This is a genomic window from Nocardia vermiculata NBRC 100427, from assembly GCF_001613265.1.
In the GTDB taxonomy this organism is placed as follows: domain Bacteria; phylum Actinomycetota; class Actinomycetes; order Mycobacteriales; family Mycobacteriaceae; genus Nocardia; species Nocardia vermiculata.
In genome coordinates this window covers 339,767-364,105 of the sequence record NZ_BDCA01000002.1, presented here as the reverse complement: position 1 = coordinate 364,105, position 24,339 = coordinate 339,767, and the positions used below count along the sequence as shown (strand labels likewise).

At 68.1% G+C, this 24,339-nt stretch carries 19 protein-coding genes; 15 read left to right on the top strand and 4 right to left on the bottom strand.

What is annotated here, in order from left to right:
• Position 1 precedes the first annotated feature (1 nt).
• From NV2_RS05360 to NV2_RS05315, 10 genes are all read left to right on the top strand, one after another.
• Positions 2–3,340, top strand: coding sequence for a type I polyketide synthase (locus NV2_RS05360; protein ID WP_157102752.1), 3,339 nt, complete (start codon positions 2–4; stop codon positions 3,338–3,340).
• Positions 3,337–9,645, top strand: coding sequence for a type I polyketide synthase (locus NV2_RS05355; protein ID WP_067870095.1), 6,309 nt, complete (start codon positions 3,337–3,339; stop codon positions 9,643–9,645). Before NV2_RS05360 ends, NV2_RS05355 begins: the two co-directional genes overlap by 4 nt.
• Entirely contained in the window at positions 9,642–10,547 is a 906-nt protein-coding gene (locus NV2_RS05350; protein WP_067870093.1) for a 3-oxoacyl-[acyl-carrier-protein] synthase III C-terminal domain-containing protein, read from the top strand. Before NV2_RS05355 ends, NV2_RS05350 begins: the two co-directional genes overlap by 4 nt.
• A 1-nt stretch (position 10,548) precedes the next feature.
• Positions 10,549–11,880, top strand: a complete 1,332-nt coding sequence (gene fabD / locus NV2_RS05345) for an ACP S-malonyltransferase (protein ID WP_067870091.1) — start codon at positions 10,549–10,551, stop codon at positions 11,878–11,880.
• Between the two features lie 80 nt (positions 11,881–11,960).
• The gene (locus tag NV2_RS05340; RefSeq protein ID WP_157102751.1) at positions 11,961–12,269 is read left to right on the top strand and encodes a hypothetical protein; all 309 of its coding nucleotides are present in this window, start codon (positions 11,961–11,963) and stop codon (positions 12,267–12,269) included.
• On the top strand, positions 12,266–12,694 hold the full coding sequence (locus NV2_RS31690) for a hypothetical protein (RefSeq protein WP_067870088.1): 429 nt from the start codon (positions 12,266–12,268) through the stop codon (positions 12,692–12,694). Before NV2_RS05340 ends, NV2_RS31690 begins: the two co-directional genes overlap by 4 nt.
• Complete coding sequence (locus tag NV2_RS05330) at positions 12,684–13,367, top strand: TetR/AcrR family transcriptional regulator (protein WP_067870086.1); 684 nt, start codon at positions 12,684–12,686, stop codon at positions 13,365–13,367. The genes NV2_RS31690 and NV2_RS05330 overlap by 11 nt, the downstream gene beginning before the upstream one ends.
• A 250-nt stretch (positions 13,368–13,617) precedes the next feature.
• A complete protein-coding gene (locus tag NV2_RS05325) occupies positions 13,618–14,655 on the top strand; it encodes an AraC family transcriptional regulator (protein ID WP_067870084.1) in 1,038 nt (345 codons plus the stop codon).
• 357 nt (positions 14,656–15,012) lie between these two features.
• Positions 15,013–16,740 (top strand): FUSC family protein, encoded by a 1,728-nt coding sequence (locus NV2_RS05320; RefSeq protein ID WP_157102750.1) that lies wholly within the window; start codon positions 15,013–15,015, stop codon positions 16,738–16,740.
• Positions 16,737–17,327 (top strand): MarR family winged helix-turn-helix transcriptional regulator, encoded by a 591-nt coding sequence (locus NV2_RS05315; protein WP_067870080.1) that lies wholly within the window; start codon positions 16,737–16,739, stop codon positions 17,325–17,327. Before NV2_RS05320 ends, NV2_RS05315 begins: the two co-directional genes overlap by 4 nt.
• A 79-nt stretch (positions 17,328–17,406) precedes the next feature.
• Here NV2_RS05315 and NV2_RS05310 read toward each other — a convergent pair whose 3' ends face one another.
• Positions 17,407–18,510, bottom strand: a complete 1,104-nt coding sequence (locus NV2_RS05310) for a glycosyltransferase family 4 protein (protein WP_084473981.1) — start codon at positions 18,508–18,510, stop codon at positions 17,407–17,409.
• Between the two features lie 916 nt (positions 18,511–19,426).
• Here NV2_RS05310 and NV2_RS05305 point away from each other — a divergent pair.
• The 5 genes from NV2_RS05305 to NV2_RS05285 are packed head-to-tail and all read left to right on the top strand — an operon-like array spanning position 19,427 to position 21,954.
• Complete coding sequence (locus NV2_RS05305; protein WP_084473903.1) at positions 19,427–19,807, top strand: hypothetical protein; 381 nt, start codon at positions 19,427–19,429, stop codon at positions 19,805–19,807.
• On the top strand, positions 19,804–20,565 hold the full coding sequence (gene atpB, locus NV2_RS05300; RefSeq protein ID WP_084473901.1) for a F0F1 ATP synthase subunit A: 762 nt from the start codon (positions 19,804–19,806) through the stop codon (positions 20,563–20,565). Before NV2_RS05305 ends, atpB begins: the two co-directional genes overlap by 4 nt.
• Before the next feature lie 50 nt (positions 20,566–20,615).
• On the top strand, positions 20,616–20,867 hold the full coding sequence (locus tag NV2_RS05295; RefSeq protein WP_025352811.1) for a F0F1 ATP synthase subunit C: 252 nt from the start codon (positions 20,616–20,618) through the stop codon (positions 20,865–20,867).
• Positions 20,868–20,875: 8 nt separating this feature from the next.
• Positions 20,876–21,376 carry a F0F1 ATP synthase subunit B gene (locus tag NV2_RS05290; RefSeq protein WP_067870076.1) on the top strand — a complete coding sequence of 167 codons (501 nt, stop codon included), beginning with the start codon at positions 20,876–20,878 and terminating at the stop codon, positions 21,374–21,376.
• Complete coding sequence (locus NV2_RS05285) at positions 21,376–21,954, top strand: F0F1 ATP synthase subunit B family protein (protein WP_067870074.1); 579 nt, start codon at positions 21,376–21,378, stop codon at positions 21,952–21,954. The genes NV2_RS05290 and NV2_RS05285 overlap by 1 nt, the downstream gene beginning before the upstream one ends.
• Before the next feature lie 58 nt (positions 21,955–22,012).
• Here the strand turns inward: NV2_RS05285 and NV2_RS05280 are convergent, their stop codons facing one another.
• From NV2_RS05280 to NV2_RS05270, 3 genes are all read right to left on the bottom strand, one after another.
• Positions 22,013–22,861 (bottom strand): NAD-dependent protein deacetylase, encoded by an 849-nt coding sequence (locus NV2_RS05280; protein WP_067870073.1) that lies wholly within the window; start codon positions 22,859–22,861, stop codon positions 22,013–22,015.
• 19 nt (positions 22,862–22,880) lie between these two features.
• On the bottom strand, positions 22,881–23,279 hold the full coding sequence (locus NV2_RS05275; protein WP_157102749.1) for an acyl transferase: 399 nt from the start codon (positions 23,277–23,279) through the stop codon (positions 22,881–22,883).
• Positions 23,280–23,548: 269 nt separating this feature from the next.
• The gene (locus tag NV2_RS05270) at positions 23,549–24,316 is read right to left on the bottom strand and encodes an IclR family transcriptional regulator (RefSeq protein WP_067870069.1); all 768 of its coding nucleotides are present in this window, start codon (positions 24,314–24,316) and stop codon (positions 23,549–23,551) included.
• Between the last annotated feature and the right edge of the window lie 23 nt (positions 24,317–24,339).

The following is a 24,339-nucleotide window of genomic DNA, read 5'->3' as shown; positions in this document are numbered from 1 at the left end:
GATGACCGCAGCACGTTCCGAATCACAAGAGCAACGCATTGCGGCGGCACTGCGAGCCGCCCGCGAGCGGCTGAGCGAACCGCGCCCCGCGGAACCGATCGCCATCGTCGGAATCGGGTGCCGTTTTCCGGGCGGCATCACCGGGCCGGAGAGCCTGTGGGATGTGGTCGCCGGGGGCGTCGATGCCACCGGCGAACAGCCCGCGGATCGCTGGGACGTGCGCCGTTACTACGACCCGGACCCGGATAAGCCCGGCACGATCTACACGACTCGCGGCGGATTCCTCGACTCCGTCGACACGTTCGACGCCGAGTTCTTCGGTATCTCGCCGCGGGAAGCGCATGCCATGGATCCCCAGCAGCGGTTGCTGCTCGAGATCGCCTGGGAAGCCCTGGAGAACGCCGGCATCGCGCCGCGGCGGCTGCGCGGATCCGATACCGGACTGTTCGTCGGATTCAGCTGGCGGGACTACGACCGGGTGGCCGTCGCGAACATTCCGGAAGCGATGAGTGCCTATGCGGGCCTGGGGAATACCCCGAGTATCGCGGTGGGCCGGGTGGCGTACGCACTGGATCTGCACGGACCCGTCTCGCTGGTCGACACCGCGTGCTCGTCCTCGCTGGTGGCCGTGCATCAGGCGGTGCAGAGCCTGCGCAACGGTGATTGCACCACCGCCCTGGCCGGGGGTGTGAACCTGATCCTCTCACCGCTGTCCACCATGTTCTGCTGCCGGATCCGCGCCCTGTCGCCGGACGGACGCTGCAAGACCTTCGATGCCACTGCCGACGGCTACGGCCGCGCCGAGGGATCGGGGCTGGTGGTACTCAAACGACTGTCACAGGCCCGGCGGGACGGCGACCGGATCTACGCGGTGATCCGCGGCTCCGCGGTCAATCACGACGGCCGGACCGGTGGGCTGACGGTCCCCAACGCGAGCGCCCAGCAGGCGGTGGTCCGGGCCGCGTTGAGTGCGGCGAAGGTCGAACCCGCGCAGGTCGGTTACATCGAGGCGCACGGTACCGGGACCGCGCTCGGTGATCCCATCGAAATCGGGTCCCTCAACACGGTATTCGGCGCCGACCGCCCACCGCTGTGGGTCGGATCGATCAAATCGAACTTCGGGCATGCGGAGACAGCGGCCGGTGTGGCCGGCCTGATCAAGGCCGCCCTGGCGGTTCAGCGGGGCGCGATCCCCGCGACTCTGCATGTCCGGGAGCCGAATCCGCGGATCGATTGGGCCGCCGGTGCCGCTCGGGTGGCGACCGAAACCACACCGTGGCCGGCCGACACCCGGATCGCGGGGGTGAGCTCATTCGGCTTCAGCGGCACCAACGCCCACGTGGTGCTGGAACAGCCACCGGCCTCTACCCCTGTCACCGTTGTCGCGGAGCCGTCGGGGCTGCTCACACTGTCCGCACGCAGCGAGGCGGCACTGCGCGAGCATGCGGCCCGATTCTCGGTCGTCGCGCGAGCCACGGAGCCAGAGGACCTCGAATCGGTGTGCGCCACCGCGAATCTCGGCCGCGACGGCTTCGAGTACCGGGTGACCGTGGTTGCCGGAAGCGGTGCCGTGCTGGCGAACGGTTTGGACTGCTATACCGCCGGGCAAGCGCATCCGGCGGTGACGACGGGGCATGTGCCACGCGGAGGTGTGGTTCGTCCCGCGCTGTTGATCGGACATCGCGGCCCCGGCGTGGAACCGCTCGAGCAGGCGAGCTATGCCGGATCCCCGGCCTTCCGTGCGGCGGTCGACGAATGCCTGGCCGCCACCGTATCCCGGGAGGGCTTCCGGACGGCGCTGTTCACCGGGCTCGCCCCCAACCAGGCGCAGCGTGTTCCGGGCCTGGCCGATGCGCTGTCGTTCGTGCATCGTTACGCGGCGGTTCGACAATTGGAGGCGCTCGGGCTGCGCCCGACCGCGATCCTCGGCGTCGGGGTCGGCGAATATGTCGCGGCCGCGGTGTCGGGGGTGCTGGAACCCGGTGCGGCGCTGCGGGCATCGGTGTCGCCCGCGGTGCTGGTGCCCGAGGGCGCGGTGGCTCGCACCACCGATCGCGAGGTGCTCGACGCGGTGCTGACCGAAACCGGAGCGCAGGTCTGCGGGCAGATCGGCGACCGGTATCTGCTGCGCACCGCGGTCGCCGGTCGGGAGGCGCTGCTCGAGCGGTTGCGCGCCGCCGGCGTGCCGGTCACCACCCATGCCGACCTGCGGGATCGACTGGGTGCCGGACTGTCGGACCTGGATGTTTCCGCAGCGCCGGAATGCACCGTGCTCTCCCCGCACACCGGCCTGAGGCTCGGCACGGAGGCTGCCACCGCCGAGTACTGGTCCGCGCGCCCGCTGTGGCCGGCCGCACTGGAGCAGGCCCTCGACAGTCTGGGCGAGCTGGGGTGCACCACGCTGGTCGACGTGGCCGGTGCCGAACTGAGCGACCTCGCCGCGGCGAGGCTCGGCGGCAACCTCTCCCGGGTCACCACCGGCACCACCCGTACCGAACTGGTCCGGGCCGTCGCGGGCCTGTTCGCCGTCGGCGCTGTCGACGACCTGCGAGATCTGCACGGTGCCGACTACCGGCGAATCACCCTGCCCACCTACCCCTTCCAGCGACGACGGTTCTGGATCGATGCCGCGGCCAGTATCGGTGGTGCTGCGGCCGGCCTGGTGGATGTGCTCGCCGCACCGACGGCTGTGCACGATATCGCCGCGACCGCAGCGCCGAAACAGGTTGTGTCCGAGGATCTTGCCGCCGGCGGTGAGGGTGCCGTGCCCGTCGGAGTTCCCGGCGGTGCCGCGGTCGCCGGCCCGGAACCCGCTCACGGCGCCGACGACGGGGACGGGGGCGCGCCGTCCACGGTGCCGGTGGACCGTGAGCTCTCGGACGCCGAGCTGTTCCTGCTGCGCCGCCGGGTCGGCAGCGTGGTGACGGCGAGTATTCGTCAGGTCTTCGAGATGTCGGATACGGACCCGCTGGACCCGCACATACCGCTGCAGGAACTCGGATTCGACTCGCTGATGGCGATCGAACTGCGCAGCGTCCTGGGCCGGGCTCTGCAAGTCCCGGTGGAGGCCGCATTCGCATTCGAATTCCCTACCGCCACCGCGCAGACAGCCGAGCTGACCGCACGGCTGGCCGCCGCACCGGGTGAATCGGACCCCACCATTTCCGGTGAGTTTGCTGCGACCGCACCACCGGAACCCGTGCCGGTGGCTCCGTCCGCGGTAGCCGCCCCGGACCCCACCATCACCATGACGCGCACCCGATTGGACGGTGTGAGCGATGCGGATTTGATCGCTGTTGCCCGCGCGGAAGTGGCTGCCCTGGAAGAGGTACTGCGTTGACCCCGCCCACAACCCACCCCGCCGATTCGGCCGGCGACGGTAGCGATGCCCTGCGTAGTGCCATCGCCGCCCTGCGCACAGCCCGTGGTGCGCTCGAGCGGCGCAGCGAACCGGTGGCCGTCATCGGCGCGGGATGCCGGTTGCCCGGCGGCGTCGACTCCCTGGACGGCTTCGCGGAATTCTTGCGCGCGGGCGGTGACGGTGTCGTCGACGTCCCCTCCGACCGCTGGGATCACGAACAGTACTTCGACCCCGAGCCCGATACGCCGGGGCGCTCCTACATCGCGAAGCTGGGTGCGCTCAGCGATATCGGCAATTTCGACGCGGCATTCTTCGGGATCTCCCCGCGCGAGGCCGAGGCGATGGACCCGCAGCAACGCCTGCTGCTGGAGATCGCCTGGGAGGCGCTCGAACACGCGGCGATACCTCCGGAAAGCCTGCGGGGCAGCCGTACCGGCGTATTCGTCGGCATGTGCCCCAACGATTACGGCGCGGCGGCGACCGACCCGGGGGTGCTCGACATCTACTCCGCGACCGGACTGGCACCGTCGGTGGCAGCCGGGCGGATCTCCTACCATCTGGGACTGAGCGGTCCGGCCCTGGTGGTCGACACCGCCTGTTCGTCCGCGCTGGTCGCGTTGCATCTGGCGGTACAGAGCCTGCGGGCGGGCGAGTGCGATCTGGCGCTGGTCGCGGGGGTGAATCTCATCGTGTCACCGCACTCGATGATCTCGATGTCCAAACTGCGTGCCCCCTCGCCGAGCAATCGGTGCGCGCCGTTCGCCGCCGCCGCGGACGGGCTGGTGCGCGGTGAGGGGTGCGGCGTCGTCGTGCTGAAACGCGAATCGGTGGCCCGGTCGGACGGCGACCGGATCCTGGCGACCGTCGTGGGCACAGCCGTCGACCAGGACGGCCGCAGCAACGGCCTGACCGCGCCCAACGGCGCCGCCCAGGAGCAGGTGCTACGGGATGCGCTGCGCGCCGCGAAACTCGACGCCGGCCGGATCGACTACATCGAAGCCCACGGCACCGGCACACCACTCGGTGACCCGATCGAATTGCGCGCTCTGGCCGCGGTGTTCGGTGCCGGCCGGGACCGCCCCCTGCCGGTCGGCTCCGCGAAGAGCAATCTGGGACATCTCGAGCCCGCCTCGGGGATCGCGGGACTGCTCAAGGCGATCACCGTGGTCCGGGATCGGATCATCCCGCCCACTCTGCATTTCGACGCACCGAATCCACTGGTGGACTGGGACCGGATGCCGGTGGTGGTGCCGGTCGACACGCAGACCGTGGCCGGGACCGAACCGGTGTACGCCGGGGTGAGCGCGTTCGGGTTCAGCGGCACCAATGCACACGCCATCGTCACCGGGCCGCAGGTCGCCGACCCCGCCACCGATGCGGAACCGGTACCCGAACCGGAGCCGGCCCGGGAGCTGCTGGTGCTGCCGCTGTCGGCCGCGACGGAGCCGGCCCTGCGCGACGTCGCACGCAGCTGGGGGCAGCACCTGACCGACACCAGCACCCAGCAGTGCCGTGACCTGTGCTTCACCGCGTCGCGTCGCGCCGCACTCGAGCACCGCGCCGTGGTGATCGGCGAAACCCCGGCCGCGCTGCGACGCGGTCTCACCGCGATCGCCGAGGGCCGCGACCGGTCCGGGGTGATTCGCGGGCGCCGCGCCGAGACGGGCCCGCTGGTCTTCGTCTTCGCCGGGTTCGGCGGGCACTGGGCCGGAATGGGCGCGCAACTGATGGCCGACCATCCGGTCTTCGCTGCGGCGGTGCGGCGGTCTGCCGCGGCATTCGAGCCATATCTCGACGTCGATCCGGCGCAGTTGCTCGCGGACGGTGAGTCCGACGGCGGCAGAATCGATCTCGCCCAGCCGATGTCGTTCGCCGTGCAGGTCGCCCTGACGGAACTGCTTGCCGCTCGAGGGCTGCGCCCGGATGCCGTGATCGGACACAGTGTCGGTGAGATCGCGGCCGCGCAGGTGGCCGGCGCGTTGAGCCCGGACGATGCCGCCGCGATCATCTATCACCGCAACATCGCATTGCGCGCGATCGAAGGCACCGGCGGCATGCTCTCGGTGCCGATCGGTGTGACCGAACTGGACGAGTGGCTCGACCGGGTCGAGGGTGACTTCGATGTGGCCGCGGTGAACGGGCCGGCGCAGGTGGTGGTGTCGGGCGCGGTGACCGACCTGGATCGGCTGGAGAAGGCACTCACCACGGCCGGACACGACCCGCGACGAGTGAAGATCGAGTCGGCGGCACACAGCCGGCAGCTCGAACCGCACCTGGCCGGTTTCGCCGAGCGTATCGAGGCAGTGCGCGCACTGCCGGACGGCCGCGCGGCATTCCTGTCCACGGTCGAGGCCGGGTATCTGCCCACCGGCGCCTTGGACGCCGGGTACTGGGTCCGCAATCTGCGCAGTACCGTCCGGCTCGACGCCACGGTGGCGCAGGTGCTGGCGGACGGTCCGGCCACCTTCGTCGAAATCGGCCCCAACCCGGTGTTGGTCGACGCGATTCGCGCCCGGATCGAGACCTCGAATACGCCCGGGCTGGTCGTCGGATCGCTGCAGCGCAACGGTTATGCCCGCCGGGACCTCCTCGAACTGCTCGCCCGGCTGTATGTGCACGGGGTGCCGGTCGACTGGGCGGCCGCGGGGGTGCGGGGCCGCATCGCCGACCTGCCGTCGTATCCGTGGCAGCACAAGCGTTTCTGGGCCCGGTCGGACTGGGATACGGGCGCGGCTGGTACCGGTATCCAGGCGGTCGTGGAATCGTCGAGCAGTGGTGAACGCATCCTGCAACGCACGGTGGACCCGATCCGCTCGCCGTGGTTGCTCGACCACGCGGTCGGCGATACACCGGTCGCGGCCGGTGCCTGGTTGGTGAATCTCGCCGCCGCCGCGCGCGGGCAGCACGGTTTCGGTCCGGGCTGCCACTTCACCGACATTCACTTCGAGCGGGTCCTGACCCTGTCCGCGGACAGGGTGCGCTCGGTGCAAGTTGTGCTGCGCGAGGACGAATTCCGGATCTGCGCGCCGAGCGGCGAGACCGGCGGCGCGGCGACCGTGTGGACCGAACACGTGCGGGGCCGGATCGCAGCGTCGGCGCCGGCCGAGCGGGCCACGGACGACGGGGGGCTCGCGACGGCACAGCGGCTCTGCGCCGACCCGAGTGACCCCGGCGAGCTGTATGCGGCCTATACCCGCAACGGCACCCGGTACGGGCCGGCGTTCCGCACGGTGACGCAGTTGTGGTGCGGCGCCGGTCAGGCGCTGGGCCGGGTGAGCGCCGCGCCCGGTGCTCGTGACGACGAACAGGGTGTCGTGATCGCGGCGGTGCTGGACGGTTGCTTCCAGGTCGTCGGCGCTCTCGCCGGTGAGGAACTGTTCCTGCCGTCGGCCGTCGGCCGGCTCGATATCACCGACCGGATACCCGCTCAGGTGTACGCGCATGTGCACAACTACGCCCGCGACGGCCGGTTGCAGACCGCCGACCTCGACATCTACGCCGACGACGGTTCTCTCGTAGCGACGGTCCGCGACCTCACCGCAACCCGAGTCGACCACGCGGACCCCGGCTCCGCGGCCGCGGTGCTCGCCATCGACTGGCAGCGGCAATCGCGCTCCGAAACGGCCCGCTTGGCGGGGCGTTGGCTGGTGGTGGGTGCGTCCGAACCCGGTGACGGGTCCGCATACTCGGCGACACAGCTGGCGGCACACCTCGTGGCGGCGGGAGCCGCTGCCGCGTCGGGTGACGGCTGGTCCGGGACCGCGGCCGCGGTGCACGGTGAGCCCGCCGATCATGTCGTCTACCTCGCCGGTGCGGAACCCGATCCGGCCGGATTCACCGATCTCGCCGGCCTGCTCGAGCTGACTCGTGCCCTGGTGGACGCGGATCCCGCTCCGCGCCTGTGGGTCGTCACACGAGGTGGACAGGCCGTGGCGGACGAATGCGTGGATCCCTGGCATGCGGCCCTGTGGGGTTTCGGCACCGCACTGGCGGCCGAACATCCGGAATTGCGCACCACGCTGATCGATCTGGCCGCCGACGCCGGTGCCGATGCCGACGACGCGGCCGATCTGATCGCCGAGCTGGCCGACGGTGCCGAACGCCATACGGCGCTGCGTCCCACCGGTCGTTTCGTGCCCCGCCTCGACCGGGTGTCCCTGGACCCGCACGCGTCGGTGGTCACCGCGGGGGATCGCGCCTTCGGGGTGGAGATCGAGGAGCCCGGACGGCTGCAGACACTCACCTTGCGTGGACGTCCCCGGCCGCAGCCGGGCCCGGGCCAGGTCGTGCTCGAGGTGGCGGCGGCGGGCCTCAACTTCGCCGACGTCATGTGGGCCATGGGCTTTTTCACCGATCCCGATCGGGCCGACGTGCCGCTGGGGTCGGAGTGCGCGGGTACGGTCGTCGCGGTCGGGGCCGAGGTGGAGTCGGTACGAGTCGGCGACACCGTGTTCGCGGTGGCGTTGAACTGTCTGGCCACACATGCGCTCGCCGAGGCCGCACTGGTCTTCCCGTTGCCGGCCACCATGGCGCCGGTCACCGCCGCTGCCTTGCCGACTGCCTACACCACCGCGGTGTACGCGCTGGAACAGCTCGCCCGAATCCGTGCGGGTCAGCGCATCCTGATCCATTCCGCTTCCGGCGGTACGGGTCTGGCGGCGATCGCGGTGGCCCGGCGGCACGGACTCGAGGTCATCGCCACCGCCGGCACCGAGGACAAACGCGAATATCTGCGCACGCTCGGTATCGACAACGTCTTCGATTCGCGCAGTACCGATTTCGAACGGCAGGTGCTGGAACTCACCGGCGGTCACGGGGTCGAGGTGGTACTCAACTCGCTGACCGGCGCCGCCGCGGAAGCCGGTCTGCGCACCGTGGCCGCCGACGGGGTCTTCCTCGAACTCGGTAAACGCGACATCTACGGGGCGGGACGGCTGCCGCTGGAGTACTTCAAACGCCGCATCACCTATGCGGCGGTCGATATGGCGGGCATCCACCGCGAGCGACCGGAGGTTTTCGCGGAACTGCTGCACCACACCATGGGTCGGGTCGTCTCGGGCGAGCTGCCGGTGCTGCCGGTCCGGTCCTACCCGATCGCCGCGGCCGCCGAGGTCTTCCGCACCATGAGCACCGGTGCGCACATCGGCAAGCTGGTGCTGGTCACCGACGGCGCCGCGACCACCGAGATCGTGCGTGGCGCGGCACAGGATCTGGGTGAACCCGGATGTCACCTGATCAGCGGTGGTCTGGGCGGACTCGGCCTGGAGCTCGCGCGCACCCTGATCGACCGGGGGAGCACGCATATCGTATTGCTGGCTCGGCGCGACCCCGATGCCGGCGAGCAGGCCGTCATCGACGAGTTGAACGATGCGGGGCCGCGGGTCTCGGTCGAGCGGGCCGATGTCGCAGACGCCGAACAGGTCCGGGAGGCGGTGGGCCGGGCCCGGTCCCGCGTCGGGCCGGTGCGGGGCGTCTTCCATCTGGCCGCTGTGCTGCGAGATGCGGTGCTGACGAACCAGGACTGGGCCAAGTTCGAAACTGTCCTGCGGCCGAAAGCACTGGGCGCCTGGAACATTCATCGCGCGGTGGCCTCTGATCCGGTCGACTTCTTCGTGCTGTACTCCTCCACCGCGACGGTCCTGCCCTCGGGCGGTCAGCTGAACTATGCCGCGGCCAACGCGTTCCTCGACGGCCTCGCCCACTACCGGCGCAGCCAGGGGATGGCCGCGACCGCGGTGGCCTGGGGTCCGTTCCGTGACACCGGCCTCGCCGCCCGCAGCGCTGCCACCGACGACTATCTGGCGGGACGTGGAATCCATACGCTGACACCGGCGGCCGGATTCTCGGCGTTGGAGCACATCCTCGACGACGGCCGTCCCCGGGCTGCTGTGATCGGCCTCGACGCGGACGCGTGGCTGGCCGCGCACCCGTTCACCAGGGCGGTGCCGCTCTACGAATCGCTGCGTGCCGGTGGTTCCGGCGGGACCGCGGCCTACGCCGACCAGCTGCGTCTCATGCCAGTCGAACAACGCGACATCGCACTGCTGGAGTTGCTGACGACCCGGACCGCGGCGGTGTTGCGGATCGATCCGGAGGAGATCGACGCGGCCACACCGTTTCTGGAACTCGGGATGAGCTCGCTGGCGCTGCTGGAGTTCAAGAACGGACTGGCGGCGGCCCTGGGAATCGAGCTGCCCGGCGCGGTGCACTGGGAACATCCCACGGTGCGGGCGATGCACCGCTATCTGTCCGGCCGTCTGCGAGAGGACGACTCGGCTCGATGAAGGTCTACCTGCACGGCATCTCCTATGCCGTCGGCGCGCGTGAGCCGATCGATACCCTGGCGCCGCTGCGCGAGGAACCCGATGTGCTCCGGGACATGTACGGCCTCGGGCTGCACCACTACTGCCGGTCCGAGCGGACGCCGCTGCAGCTGGCCGCCGAGGTCGTCGCCGAAACCCTTGCGCAGGTGCCGGTCGGCGCGGCCGAGATCGATCTGCTGGTGTATGCCTCCTCGAGTCCGGAGACGGGAGCACTCGCCGGCGGCGAATTCCTGCGCTTCTGCGAGCGATTCGGCCTCACCGGAGCCACACCGATCGGAGTGACTCTCGCGGAGTGCGCGAATTTCGGTAGCGCGTTGCGGATCGCGCACAGTCTGGTAGCGGCCGGTTCGGCCCGCAACGTGCTGGTGGTGACCGCGGACGCCTGTCCCGATCCCTACGCCCGCATTCTGCGCGATGCGTTGTCGGTGCTGAGCGACGGGGCCGCCGCCTGCCTGGTCACCTCCACCGCACCGTCCCGAATCGAGGTGCTGGGTTCGAATCAGGGCACCAACCAGCTGATCCGCATCGCCAAGGGGCCCGGGCTGGCCGGGCTGACCAAACGTGGGTTGTCGCGTGCGGTGGCCGACATGCTCGATCGCGCCGGGGTCCAGCGCGAGGACGTGCGGCGCATCATCGCCAACAACGTCAACGGCGAGGCGGTGCGGTTCATGGCCGAATGCGCGGGGCTCGACCACGACCTGTGCTACCTGGACAACCTGGCCGATTATGCGCACGTGCATTCCGCCGACAACCTGATCAATCTGCAAACCTACCTGGAGGACGGCGTCGCGCCGGGGGAGATCGTCATGACCATCAGCCACGGGTTCGGAACCTGGGGTGTCGCACTGTTGAGGATCGGCTGACATGCTCGCATACGTATTCCCCGGTCAGGGGTCCCAGTTCCCCGGTATGGGCGCAGCGCTCGCAGGCGACTACGCGATCGCTCGCGAAACCTTCGACACGGCCGATGCGGCACTGGATTTCGGGCTGAGCGCACTGTGTTTCGACGGCGCCGCCACGGAGCTGTCCCGCACCGAGAACGCACAACCGGCCATACTCGCTACCAGTGTCGCGGCCTACCGCGTGCTGGTGCAGCAGACCGGGTGTGCACCCCTGGTGGTCGCCGGCCACAGTCTCGGTGAGATCACCGCGCACGTATGTGCCGGAAGTCTGGATTTCGGTGCCGCACTGCGACTGGTGCGGCGGCGCGGCGAACTGATGCAGGCGGCGGTGGCGCCGGGCGAGGGCGCGATGGTGGCCGTGATGGGCCTGTCGGCAGCCGAGGTGGACGAGATCTGCGTCGCTGCAGCGCAATCCGAGATCGTCGCGGTTGCCAACTACAACGGTGCCGGTCAGCTGGTCGTATCCGGCCAGGGCGGCGCCGTCGCGCGGGCCCGTCAGCTGGCCACCGAGGCCGGAGCCCTCACCCGTGAACTCGATGTCAGCGCACCGTTTCACTGTGCCCTGATGGCGCCGGCGGCGGCGTCCTTGCGTGCCGAGCTCGTGCGGACCACCTTCGATTCCCCGCGAATTCCGGTAGTGGACGGTACGTCCGGCCGGTGGGACGGAGGCGCGGCTGATCCGGTGGAACTACTGTCCGCCCAGGTGTGCGCGCCGGTGCGCTGGGATGCGGTGATGGACGGGCTGGCTGCGCATGGTGTGCGGTATGTGATCGAAGTGGGGCCCGGTGCGCGCCTCACCTCGATGCTGCGCCGGGCGCACCGGGGCATCCACACCGCCCGGTTCGGCGAGCCCGCGGACCTCGAGGCCGTCGCGGGCCTGCTGGAGGATTTACCACACCTGCGTCACGAACTCGGCTATTGGCGGCACGGCCCGGACGGTGACCTGATCGCGTCGGACGCATCGGAAATCGTCTGGGCCGCAACCGGCGTGACGGAAGCGGTGACCGACGACGGATGGACGACCCGCCCGGACGGTTCCCGGATGCACCGTTACGGCGCGATGGGAGTGATCGATGCCGACGGGACGCTGCGGCGGTTCGACCCGGCTGCCTGGTCGCCGCGCGCGGACGGCGCCTACGTGCGTGCGGACGGGACCGCACTGGTGCATCCCGGGGGCGGCGACCACGCCCTCGTACCGGAGGAGTGGACGGTCGATGCCACCGGCACCATGCGCCGGAGCGATGGTTCCCAGGTGATCTTCGCCGACGGTGACGAATGGAGTTTCACGGGCTGAACCCGTTCATACAGTCGTATTGACGACATCCTCATACGGTCGTATTGTCAATCTCATACGAACGTATGAGGAGGGTTGCCGTGTTTCGAGTGATCGAAGTGCTCGGCTTGGCCGCACCACTACTGGGAGCGGCCATGGTGCTCTACTACCGGCGCCGGCTGGGTAGGGCCTTCGGGCCCGCCGCCTTCGCGTCGGTCCTGGCGGTGCTGGGCTCGCTGACCGGGCTGATCACCGGCAAGGCGATGTGGTTCGGGCCGGGCGGGATGGAAGCCGTCACCCATCGCATGGAATTCGGTGCGGGAGTGCGCAATCTGTTGCTGGTCGCCGCCTGGGCGCTGTTGCTGATCGCTGCGTTGCGTCGCCCCGCACGCCGGGACCTCGCCCGATGAGCGCGGGAGCGGTCTTCGCTGCCGGTGAGACAGGGGTACTCGTGCTGGCTGCGATCTCGGTACTCGCGGGCCTGCGGCTGGCCCGCGAGTACCGCATCGTGGGCTGGTCGTTGATCGGCGCGGCATTGCTGTGGCTGTGTGCCGAGGTCCTGCGGCTGCTTCAGCTCGAAGCGATCCTGCCCGCGCTGTCCGGAGCCGAGCACGAATCGGCCCGCATGCTGGTCGGCCTGCTGGGCGATGCGGTCTACTTCGGGGTCGGTGGCATCGCGGTGGTGCTGTTGTTCTTCGCCGTGGTGGTGCAACGTTCCTCGGCGGGCGACGGCCGGCGAGAGCCGACGGCGGTGGCACGGCACCTGGGGGAGCGGGCTTGGCACTACTATCGGGTTCGCCAGGAGTGGGAGAGGAGTCGACGCGGTGGGCGCTGAGCAGACGGCCGCGGCCGCCGCGGCGGATCGACGGCACCAGCTGCTCGACCGGCTTGCCGATGTCATCGCCGAGAGTGGGATCGAGGGCGTGAGTATCCGCACCCTCGCTACCCGCGCCGAGGTCTCGATCGGGACCGTGCAGTACTACTTCTCCACCAAAGACGAACTGCTGCACCGGGTGTGGGAGTACGTCCGGGACGAGGCGACGCAGCGCTTCGATGCCGGGGCCGTCGCGACGCTTCCACCGCGCGAACGGCTCGCCCGCCTGGTCGAACTGCTCGTCGCTCCCACGAGCGACGACCGGCTGGCGCGGGTGTGGCTGGCGCTGGTTGCTCGCGCGGCACACGATGACGACATCGCGGCGTTGCACCGCGGGCAGTGGCAGCGCACCGAGAATCTGATCGCGCGCGCACTGGTCTCGGCAAATCCGGCTCGTTCCGGCGAATCGGGCGATGCGGCAGCCGAATTGCTGGCGTTGGCCGACGGCCTCACGCTCGCGGTGCTGACCGAACCCGAACGGATGCCGCCCGGCCGGGCCCTGCGGATCGCGCGGCAGTGGACCGAACGTTGGGTGGACACATCCGGACAGCCGCCGACCGCACTGACTCCGTCGGTGTCAGTGCACTCGGGAGGAGTCCGGGATCAGCCGCCCGGCCTCGACCAGGATGCGTAACGCCGCGCGCCGCCGCGGGCATTCGTCGGTACGGCAGGCGCGATGCATCTGCATGATCTCGTGAGCCTTCCCGGGAGTGAGGTCGAGCGGTTCCATCCAACAGGTACTGAACATATCCACGTGCTCCGCGCCCTCCTCGAACCCTGCCTGCCCCTGCCGTCGGCGGACCGAAGGCTTTGCAACGAGGTTATGCCGATGCATTCATAGTCCGGAATGTGCCGAACGGACCGAATATTGGTAATTTCGGACGGTGATCGGATTCGGTACGTCTTCCGGAGTGTTGCCTCGCGGCAGTGTCAGTGTGCGCATGATGGTCGGTGCCGGACAGGCGCGCGGATTGGACGACACCCTGCTTTTGTCGGGGACCGGAATCGAGCCCGCAGATCTGGCCGATGAAGAACTTCGCATTTGGCCGGAGCAGGAATTTGCGGTAGCGCGCAATCTGATCCGCGCGGTCGGTGACCGTCCAGGCCTCGGGGTGGAAACCGCGGCGGAGGCCTCCCTCGGCAAGGCCGGGCTCGTCGGGTTGGCAGCCCTGGCCAGCGCCACCATGCGCGATGTGCTCAACATTGCCGTCCGATATCAGGCACTGGTTTCGGTGGCGGCGCACTACTCGCTCGACGAATCCGGTGACGATGAGGTCGCGCTGGTCGCGGACGGTTCTGCGATCCCTTCCGACCTGCGTGGATACTTCGTCGAACGGGAGGTGGCGCTGATCTTCGTCGCGGGTCGCGCCCTGGACGTCGAGATTCCGGCGGTGCGCCTGGAACTCGATCTGGATGCCGAGCGTGCGGCCGCGTTGCGGGAGGTCGCACAGGGCACACCGGTGCTCAGTGGATGTGACCGCACGGCGCTGGTACTGCCACGATCGTTCCTGGAACTGCGCATGCCGCATGCCGACGCGCATACCGCGAGCCTGATCGAGCGACAGTGCCGGGAAGCGTTGCAGGTCCTGCTCGAGAGCGGTTGGAAGTTGTCGACGGTGGTGCGGGAGCGGCTGCTGCGTGAACCGGGCACGGTGCCTTCGATGGCCGAAGTGGCCGCTGAGCTGCACATCAATGTCCGTACCCTGCGTCGTCAGCTCTCCGCCGAAGGGGCCAGCTTCCGTGGGCTGCTCAACACTGCCCGCGAGGGCGCGGCCTCGGAACTGTTGCGCGCGGGGGCGACGGTGGAGGATGTGGCCCGCCGGCTGGGCTATGCAGAGACCGCGAATTTCACCCATGCTTTCACTCGGTGGATGGGGATGTCGCCGCGTGCTTATCGACAGTCGCTGACCCGCGACCGTTAGCCCCGGCACATTACCGCGGTGAAGTTTCGGCTTTTCCGGAGCCGTCAGGAATATGAATCGACGCGTTTCAGATGGCTGTGCCGTGGTTGCACTTTTTACATTCGCAATATGGCGAAAGCGTGCCGGCGAATTGCGGAGACTCGTACATTCCTCGCATTGCCGGTCTCGATCGCGAGGAATCACCACGCCTCGGCCCTTCGGGGTGATCTCCGCGGTCGCCGGTGCTCGCGTGTCCGGCGCGGGTGGTGCCGTGGGCCCCTGTCGGCTCGGGCGGTTGTGGTCCGGGCGGGTGGTGATCGGCACGTGAATCCGAACACCTTGGTATTTTTCTAGTAAAATACTTGCTAACCTTTCCTGGTGCCGCCTGCTTCTCCCGTCGAGTCCTCCAGCATCCGCAACGCCCTGCGGATGCTGTCGCTGCGCGGTGTATTCCAGATGCGCCCGGTCGCCGACACCTGGTGGCACACCGCGTTGTGCGCGGTGGTCGCCATCGGTGTCCCGGAGATCGTGTTGCTCACCATGGGCCGGGTGGACCTGGCGTTCTACACGAGCGCCGGAGGTCTGTGCGCCCTCTACGGGCACGGGTTGCCCTATCCCGCCCGGGCCCGGACGCTGGGGTGGGTGGTCTTCGGCATGTTCGCCGGGACCTCGGCGGGGCTCGCCACCTCGGCCTTCGTCGATTCCACAGCGATCCGGGTGCTGGTGATCGCGGTGCTGGCCGGGCTGTACAAGCTGGTCTGTGATGCCTCGCGGATGGGCCCGCCCGGCAATATCATCTTCACCTTCGTCATGACCAGCGCCGCCTTCGTGCCGCAGCGTCCGGAGCAACTTCCCCTCCATATGGGCCTGATCCTGGCCGGTGGCGTACTGGCCTGGTGCGTGTGCATGTCGCCGTTCCTGATCCGTCCGCACGGCCCGCAGCGACTGGCGGTGGCTCGCGCCCTGGAGTCGACGGCCCGGCTGCTACGAGTTCCCGCCGCGGACCCCGGCCTGACTCGGGCCCGCCACAATGCGGCGGTCGCGGTCCAAGCTGCCTGGGGTGCGCTGGCCCGTGTCCCCGCCGCGCCGCGCCGGGACGCGCTGTCGAATCTGCTTGCTCGCGCCGAAACCTTGGCCGCGACAACCAGACCCGAGGCACAGGTCACCATCGGCCGGGCCGCCGCAATGCCGGACCGCAGCGGTGCGGGAGCCTTCGACGAAGACGGCGCGGCGACGCTCGACGAGTACGCCGTTGCGCTGCGCCGGGGCCGGGTTCCGCTGATTCACACCGGTGCCGAGGAACGGTCCGAAGTGCGCGGCGTCGAACTCGGGCGCGTCGGTGCCGTGCCCGGCGCAGGCCTGCGCCGGGTGGCGCAAGCCTTCCGGCCGGGAGCCCTCGGTCTGCCGCTGGCCGCCCGGGTCGCGGTCGGGTCCGCGCTGGCGGGGGGCATCTCGATGGCGCTGGGGGTGAATCGTCCGTACTGGGCGGTCATGACCGCCGCCGTGCTCATCGTCGCCAATACCGCACTGTCGTGGCAGCGTACGGTGCAGCGGGTGCTGGGCAATCTGGTGGGGGTCGGGCTGTTCACCGCGGTCGCGCTCTGGGCGCACGGGCCGGTCGCGCTGGTGATCATCGCGCTGGCCTGTCAGGTGATCGTGGAGGCCACGATCTCCCGGAACTATTGGGTCGCGACCGTGTTCATCACGCCGATGGCGCTGGCGATGGTCGAGTTCGCGCATCCGAGCCCGGCGCCCGAACTCGCGCTGGACCGCTGGCTCGATACCTGTGTGGGCGCCGTGATCGCCGTCGTGATCTGCTTCGTGATCCCCAACCGTCGGGTCACCGATCGCGTAGGGGAGGCACTGGCCGAACTGGAGACCGAGATCGACCACGCCCGCGCCGTGATCCGGGCCGGTACCGCCGCCCGTGCGGATCGGGCCCGGCTGGCGGCCGCGCTCATCGACGTCCGAACCTGTGCCGATACCGCCGCGGGCGAATGGTGGAGCGCACCGCTGCCGGACGAACGCATCGTGGCCGCGGAACGGACCGGACATCAACTGCTCGACCGGTTACCGGTCGGGCGGACGCTGGTGGCGGTGTCATGAGCGGCGGCGATCCGGGCGCGGCGGCCGACGAGGCCGCGACGGCCACCAGCGCAGGCGCGGTAGACGCCGGTACCGCTGCCGTGGCCGACGACGCGGTCGCGGAGGTGATGCGTCAGTGGGCGCGCACCGCACCGGATCTGGATCTGAGCCCGATCGCGGTGATCGGCCGGATCAATCGGTGTGCGGCACTGCTGCAGCAGGTGACCGACGCACCCCTGGGCGACGAGGAATTGACCCGCCCGGAATTCGATGTGCTGCTGGCGCTGCGTCGGGTGGGCGGGGAATTGACGCCGAGCCGGTTGGCGCGCGAAACCTTCGCGTCCCCGGCCGCGGTGACCAAGCGCTTGCGGGGACTGGAACAGCGCGGGCTCATCGAACGGCGGGCCGATACCCGCGACCGCAGGGTGTCACATATTTCGCTCAGCACCGCCGGCCGTGCGCTGATCGACCGGGTGATGCCCCGGCAGCTCGACTACGAAGCCGGGTTGCTGTCCGGACTCCCGGTTCGGGATCAGCGGGAGTTGTCCCGGATCCTCGCCGACGTCCTGGTGCGGTGGGAGGGACGCTTCGGCGGCCTTCCGCGATGACGCCCGCATCCGGTCGTTGCCACGGCGGAGACCGGATGCGGGCGTATCTGGGTGTGGGGCAGATGCTTCGAGCGCGGGATCAGGCGTTGCCCACGGCTGACAGCGGTCGGACCAGGCCGGCATCGCCGGCCCCGACCACGATCGGCATGGCCGGCGTCTTCTCGATGGCGGCGTAGTAGGCCGCTTCGTACCCGGCACCCAGCTGATCCACCGAGAACCGTTCCACCACCCGGCGCCGGCAGGCGACCGGATCGAGTTCGTCGGCGGCGGCGATGGCCGCGGGCAATTCGGCGGGATCGTCGCAGATGATGCCGGTGACACCGTGGTCCACCACCTCGTCGACCGCGCCACCGCGCAGTGCTACCACCGGGGTGCCACAGGCCATGGCCTCGATCATGACTATGCCGAACGGCTCCTCCCAGCGGATCGGGAACAGCAGGCAGCGTGCCGAGGAGAGCAATAGCCGCTTCGCGATCTGGTCGGCCTCGCCGAAGACGAAGTCGGTGTCGCGCAACAGCGGTCGGACCGCGGACTCGAAGTACGCCTTTTCCGGCGGTTCGTTCATCTTCGCCGCCAGGACCAGTGGCATACCGACCTCGTGCGCGGCATGCAGGGCCAGGTCCGGCCCCTTGTACGGGGCGTAGCGTCCCAGGAAGAGGCCGAAATCCTGCTTGCGGGTCTGGAACGGCCATTCGGCCGGTCGCACGGTGTTGTACACCCGGCCCACCCAGTTCAGGTTCTCGGCCAGCGAGCGCTGCCGGTCACTGATGGCGACGAACTGTGCGGTATCGGTCAGGGAGCTGTAGTACTCCTGTGCCTCACCGTCCACCGGGCCGTGCACCGTGACAACCGTCGGGATGCCCAGCGCGGAGTACATCGGGGCGTTCAGCGGGCCCGCGAAGGTGTGATCGTGGACGACATCGATCCGTTCGGTCTGCGCCAGTTCGGTGATGATGCGCCGGACCTTGAGCGCGTTGAGAACCTCCGGGAAAGGGTCGCCGAGCCGGTCGGCGAGGATGTCGTCCCAGACCGGGATGAACCGTGCCGTGGTTCCCGGGCGGCCGGCACCCAGCAGGGTGACTCGGTGTCCGCGCGCGACCAGGGCGTCCGCCAGTTGAGCTACCACGGCTTCGACCCCGCCGTAACCAGCCGGCGGAACTTCGAAGTACGGCGGTGCGACCATCACGATGTGTAACGGCACACCAGGTTCGTGGAGCTGGTAGATCAGGGATTCCGAGTTCAACACCGAGGCGTTCAGTTCCGCATCCAGCGGAGCCGGATAGTCGGACTCCGGGCAGGAGTCGTCGTGTTCGCTGGGGTCGGAACTGGAAGAACGCCGGGTAGAACCCCCGAAAGCACCCGAGGAATCCGAGCCTGACGGTTTACTGCTCATGGTACTGCCTCCTCAACGTGTGAAGCTGCAACCAAGCATGGGGACAGAAACGCGGTTCCCCTCATCGGCGGGCCGGATCGGCCCGGTGGGTGATGTACCCAGCAGCTGACACGGTAACCCCTCGACCGGAAAATGTCCGGGAATGCCTGGTGGGACACGGAATTTGTGCAACTACCCGGGGGTGGTGTGCTGGATTACCGTCCAGTACGGCAGGATGGTGGGGCCTGGGACCGGATGCCGTGCAGGCGGTTCGGTACGGGCACCCGATGCATGCCTATATATAAGGCCTTCGGATATGAAGCATCGCCGCGATAGTGGGCGGGAGTATCGCCCGGGAACGGGATCGGATTATCCCGGCGCTGGATTATTCGGGCATTTCGGGCATTTCGGACTAAATGTCCGAGTCGAGCCTCGAGTTTACTCATATTAGCGTTATATTTGACCGAGTATTTACTTTTGCTGCTCCGCTGCCCAGTTGTTCCTTATGTCCGAAAAATGCGGTAAGACAGACTTATCGGCAGGTCGGGCGCAGTGCGTACGGATTGCCCGATGATGGCTGTGACAACTTGCCCGGTGTGTCCTCCGCAAAATTCAAGATCAAGTATATGAAGATCAAAAATGTTGTTACGCAAGAAGGTTGGTATGTGTAAGCTGACCTCGATCACGACCTACTACGAGGTGGGATGGCGGCGATGGTGGTGTCGCGGTGAATATCGATAAGCTTCGAATGCGCCGTGCGGGTTATATAGCAACCGCATTCGGTGTACTGGCTTTGGTGGTGACGGGGCCTTTGGATCGGTTGCTGCTGGGCGTGTTCATTTGTATAGGACTGGGTTTGGGGTGGGCCAATGCCCAGCTCACCTGGCGGTCGGTGACCAGGGTTGCCCGCTCGGAATCGCCGAGTAGGCAAATGCTGGCTTTGTCGACCGCCGGCCGGTTGGTTGTTCTCACGGTGCTGGCCGTCGTGGTGGCGTTCCTGACCCGGCCCGACGGGATCGGTATCTTCTTCGGGCTCGCCTTGTTCCAGGTCGTCCTCGTACTGCACACCGTGGTGCCCGAATGGAAAGGGCTTCGTCAGCAATCATGAGCAGTAGTTTCGCGACGATGATCCTGGCCGAGGAAGAGCCGAAGATCGAGGTAGGTCACCACGCGACCACCGAGCTGTGGGGTCTGACGTTCAATGTCGACACCATCCTTTCGACAGTGGTCGCCGCTGTCATCGTCATCGGCCTGGCGATATTCCTCCGGATGAAGGTCACCTCCGGGGTGCCCAACGGGGTGCAGTTGTTCTTCGAGACCGTGACCACGCAAATGCGTGGCCAGGTCGAATCCGCGATCGGAATGCGCATCGCGCCGTTCGTATTGCCCCTGGCCGTCACGCTTTTCACCTTCATCCTGCTGTCGAACTGGCTGTCGGTGCTACCGATGCAGTACGGCCGGGGCGAATTCATCTTCCCACCGGCCTCGGACGTCAATTTCGTCTACGCGCTGGCGCTGTTCGTCTTCGTCTTCTATCACGCGGCGGGTGTCAAGCGTCGCGGTGCGGGCAAGCATGCGAAACTGCTCCTCAAGGGGCATACCGGCTGGGGACCGATGGTGTTGATCAACGTCATCGAAGAGGTCGCCAAGCCGCTGTCGCTGTCGCTGCGGTTGTTCGGAAATATGTTCGCCGGCGGCGTCATGGTAGCGGTGATCGCACTGTTCCCGTATTGGATCTCGTGGGGTCCCAATGCCATTTGGAAGCTGTTCGACATGTTCGTCGGCGCCATCCAGGCATTCATCTTCGCGCTCTTGACCGTCCTCTACTTCAGCCAGTCCATGGCGCTGGAGGACGAAAACCACTGAACGGCAGTCCCGGTCGCCGACCGGTCCACGTTGGAGAACAGGAAGAGATAATGGCAGCAGATCCAGCAATCGTCCAGGGTGCCCTCATCGGCGGTGGCCTCATCATGGCCGGTGGCGCCATCGGTGCGGGTATCGGTGACGGTCTCGCCGGTTCGGCGTTGATCAACGGCGTCACCCGCCAGCCGGAAGCCGAGGGCCGCCTGCGCGGTAACTTCTTCCTGACCGTCGGTTTGGTCGAGGCCGCGTACTTCATCAACCTGGCGTTCATGGCATTGTTCGTCTTCGCGACTCCCGGTAAGTAATCGGCGAGATGTCCGCGCGAACCGATGTGGTGGCCGAGGGGAACTTCCTCATCCCCAACGGCACCTTCTTCGTCGAGCTGATCATCTTCCTGATCGTGCTCGGAGTCATCTGGTTCTTCGTCGTTCCGCCGATCCGCAAGGTGCTGACCGAACGCGAGGAGCGGGTCGAGGCCACCGCCACGAATACCAAAGAGGCGAAGGAACTGTTCGCCGAAGCCGAGGCGAAGTATCAGAGCGCGCTGGAACAGGCGCGCACCGAAGCGGCCGATATTCGCAACGAGGCACGTGCGGAGGGTCGGTCCATCATGGAAGACCTGCGCACCGAGGCACAGCAGGAGGTCGACGGCATTCTCGCCGAGTCCGGTGACCACCTGCGCGCCGAGGCCGACCGCGTCAAGGCCGAATTGCGGCTCGAAGTCGAGCCGATGGCACAGTCGCTCGCCGACCAAGTGGTCGGCGACAATCGGCACGCCGGTACTGCCGGTCGCAGGAGGGGACGGGAGTCGTAATGATTCACACCAGCGGCAGCGTTTTCGCCGATGGCCCTTACCAGATCACCTTCGACTGGCCGGTGTTCTTCAGCCAGCTGTTCGGGTTCGTGGTTATCGTCTTCATTTTCGTGAAATGGATTGTGCCACCGGTCAAAAGACTGATGGCGAAGAGTCAGAACGCGATCGCCAAGCAACTCGACGAGAGCGACCACGCCGCGCAGCGGCTGGACGAAGCAAAACGCTCCTACACGACCGCGGTGACCGAGGCGCAGACCGAACTCGACCAGATCCGTGCCGATGCCCGTGCCGATGCCGAGCACATTGTCGCGCAAATGCGCGAGGCGGCCGCGGCCGAGGTGGAACGGGTGCGGCGGCAGGGGCGCGATCAGATCGCCCAACTGCGGCGGCAGATGGTACGAGATCTGGAACTGGATCTGGCGGCGGCCATGCTGTCGATCACCGAGGAGAAGGTGCGCGATCAGGTCAGCACACCTGCGGCGCAATCGGAGAGTGTCGAACGGTTCCTCGAGGACCTCGAGATTCTCGCCAACTCCTCTCCACCGATCAAACGCCAAGCCCAGCCCGGCTGGAACTGAACAGGTGTTGCGAAGCAGCCGGCGGTACGGTTCCGCCGGCTGTTTCGCTGTCGGGAGGTCAGGACTCCAGGGCCGGCGCCAGTGCGGCAAGGGTGGGGGAGCATCCGGCATCGATGCGGACCGAGGCCAGTGCATCGGCGCGCGTCGCACCACGATTGACGATCACCACCGGCTTCCCCGATTTGGCGGCCCGGCGCACGAAGCGCAGGCCCGACATGACCGTCAGTGACGACCCCGCCACCAACACCGCGTCGGCCGCGTCGATCATCGAAAAGGACTCGTCCACACGGCCTTTCGGCACATTCTCGCCGAAGTAGACGATATCCGGCTTGAGCATGCCGCCACAGCGTGCGCAGTCGACCATCCGGAAACTGTCGGTGTCGAGCACCACCGCATCGGCGTCGGGCGCCACCTCGATGCCGGTCGCCGTCGCCGACTGGGTGAATCCCGGGTTCGCCTGCTCCAACCGGTCGGCGAGGGTCATCCGCGAGATCAGCCCGTGGCAGGACAGACAGCGCACCCGGGCATAGGTTCCGTGCAGGTCGATCACACCGCGATGCCCGGCCTTGGTGTGCAACAGATCCACATTCTGGGTGATCAGGCCCGACACGACACCGGCCCGTTCGAGTTGCGCCAGCATCCGGTGACCGAGGTTGGGGCGAGCCGCATCCATCCGACGCCAGCCGATGTGATTGCGGGCCCAGTAGCGCTGCCGGAAGACCGGATCGCCGACGAACTGCTGATAGGTCATCGGGTTGCGGGGCGGCGAGTCCGGGCCGCGGTAATCGGGAATCCCACTGTCGGTCGACAGGCCCGCGCCCGTCAGCACCGCCACCCGGCGACCCGCGAGCAGTTCGACCGCACGGTCGAGCTCGGGGCTGGTAGTGGGGGTGGCGACAGCGGACATGAATCCAGAGTACGAGCCGCTAGTTCCAGTGGCCGGATTCCACCACCCAGATACCGCCGTCGCCCACGCGGGCCGGTTGGACCAGCGCCAGGGTGACGCCGCGGCCGTCCGGTCCGGTGGCTACCCGCACACTCTCGCTGTTGCCGGTAACTGTGGCTTGTGACCAGCCGAAACGTGCGGAGACGAAGGCGCGGGCCACGGCGTCCTCGTCCAGCCGCCATGGCTGACGGCCGGCGTCGACTGCCTGTTGCAATCGTTCCGCGGCCGGTCCGCTGACGTGTTCGCCGTCGAACGGCGTGCCCGCTGCGGTCGTCACCACCGGTGACAGTCCGCTGGTGACCGTGGCAGTGAGTGGGGCCGGAACCCGGGCGGTGAGTGCCGCGGAGGCGGTATCCGACGGGATCGGCCCGGCCGGCATCGGTGCGCTGATCGGTCGCCGCCCCACTGTGTCCGGCCCTTCCGAGGCAGGTGAACCGGAGGTGCAGGCGGTGACTGCGGCGACGGCGGCACCGGCGGCGACCGGAATCACGAGCCGGCGGAGCCGTGCAGTCGTCCGATGTCGATGTGGCTCGTTCGACGGCCGAGTGTGGGAGCGCATGGGCGTCCTCCTGGTGCGGTAGGTGCCGTTGTCTGTTCGATCGGATCCGGCCGCTCGGCGTTACCCGCGGGGGTGCCTCCGTCGAGCGCTCACCGTTTCGGTAGGGGCGGGTGGTGGTCGATGATCTGCCGTGGCCCGGGCGTCAGCTCCGCCCGGATCTCCGCTGCCGCCGCCCGGACCCGCGGCGCAATCCGGCGCAGCGCCGAAGGACGATCGCAGACCACCGCGATGGCTGCGGACGCGTCGACGGCGACCGCGACGGAACCGAGCCGGTCGGCGAATTCGTTGTCGTCGTAATCGGTGGCTCGATGGTCGATTCGGCGCAGCCGGCGATGCAGGGCCGCGAGGTCGACATCGGGGGCGACCGCCGTGGTCCGGTGCTCGATATCTTCCGGGGACAGCTGTGCCAGGCAGACGCGACCGAGGGTGCTGCGGTGCGCTGTGGTCCGGGTGCCGACGCCGGTCGGTACCGCACTCGCCGCCCGCCCACCGAGTTTGTCCAGGTAGAGCACCTCACCTCCTTGCAATGCGCCGAGGTGGACCACTGCAGTGGTGGCCAGTAACAGTTCGTGCAGCACCGGCGCCGCACAAGTGCGGAGCCGGGACAGCCGCGCGGTGTCGGGAGCCCAGGTGCGGACACGTCGGCCCAGCGTGTAGCCGCCCGCACCGTGGGTGAGCCATTCCAAGCGCATCAATTGGCGCACGATCCGGTGCACGGTCGCGCGCGGTAGGTGGGTGTGCACCGCGATCTGGCCGAGAGTCAGATGCCGATCGGGCGAGTGGAACAGTTCCATCACCGCGGTGGCGCGTTCGAGCATGGTGAGTGGCAGCTGATCTGCGGCTGCTACCTCGGACATGTACCGATGGTAGAAGCCGCGAT

What these genes read in the sequence shown, in the direction of transcription:
- NV2_RS05315 (WP_067870080.1), top strand. Translation starts at nt 16,737, where the DNA reads ATGAGCGGCGGCGATCCGGGCGCGGCGGCCGACGAGGCCGCGACGGCC.
- NV2_RS05310 (WP_084473981.1), bottom strand. Translation starts at nt 18,510, where the DNA reads ATGGTCGCACCGCCGTACTTCGAAGTTCCGCCGGCTGGTTACGGCGGG.
- NV2_RS05285 (WP_067870074.1), top strand. Translation starts at nt 21,376, where the DNA reads ATGATTCACACCAGCGGCAGCGTTTTCGCCGATGGCCCTTACCAGATC.
- NV2_RS05295 (WP_025352811.1), top strand. Translation starts at nt 20,616, where the DNA reads ATGGCAGCAGATCCAGCAATCGTCCAGGGTGCCCTCATCGGCGGTGGC.
- NV2_RS31690 (WP_067870088.1), top strand. Translation starts at nt 12,266, where the DNA reads ATGAGCGCGGGAGCGGTCTTCGCTGCCGGTGAGACAGGGGTACTCGTG.
- NV2_RS05275 (WP_157102749.1), bottom strand. Translation starts at nt 23,279, where the DNA reads ATGCCGGCCGGGCCGATCCCGTCGGATACCGCCTCCGCGGCACTCACC.
- NV2_RS05290 (WP_067870076.1), top strand. Translation starts at nt 20,876, where the DNA reads ATGTCCGCGCGAACCGATGTGGTGGCCGAGGGGAACTTCCTCATCCCC.
- NV2_RS05350 (WP_067870093.1), top strand. Translation starts at nt 9,642, where the DNA reads ATGAAGGTCTACCTGCACGGCATCTCCTATGCCGTCGGCGCGCGTGAG.
- NV2_RS05360 (WP_157102752.1), top strand. Translation starts at nt 2, where the DNA reads ATGACCGCAGCACGTTCCGAATCACAAGAGCAACGCATTGCGGCGGCA.
- fabD (WP_067870091.1), top strand. Translation starts at nt 10,549, where the DNA reads ATGCTCGCATACGTATTCCCCGGTCAGGGGTCCCAGTTCCCCGGTATG.
- NV2_RS05270 (WP_067870069.1), bottom strand. Translation starts at nt 24,316, where the DNA reads ATGTCCGAGGTAGCAGCCGCAGATCAGCTGCCACTCACCATGCTCGAA.
- atpB (WP_084473901.1), top strand. Translation starts at nt 19,804, where the DNA reads ATGAGCAGTAGTTTCGCGACGATGATCCTGGCCGAGGAAGAGCCGAAG.
- NV2_RS05280 (WP_067870073.1), bottom strand. Translation starts at nt 22,861, where the DNA reads ATGTCCGCTGTCGCCACCCCCACTACCAGCCCCGAGCTCGACCGTGCG.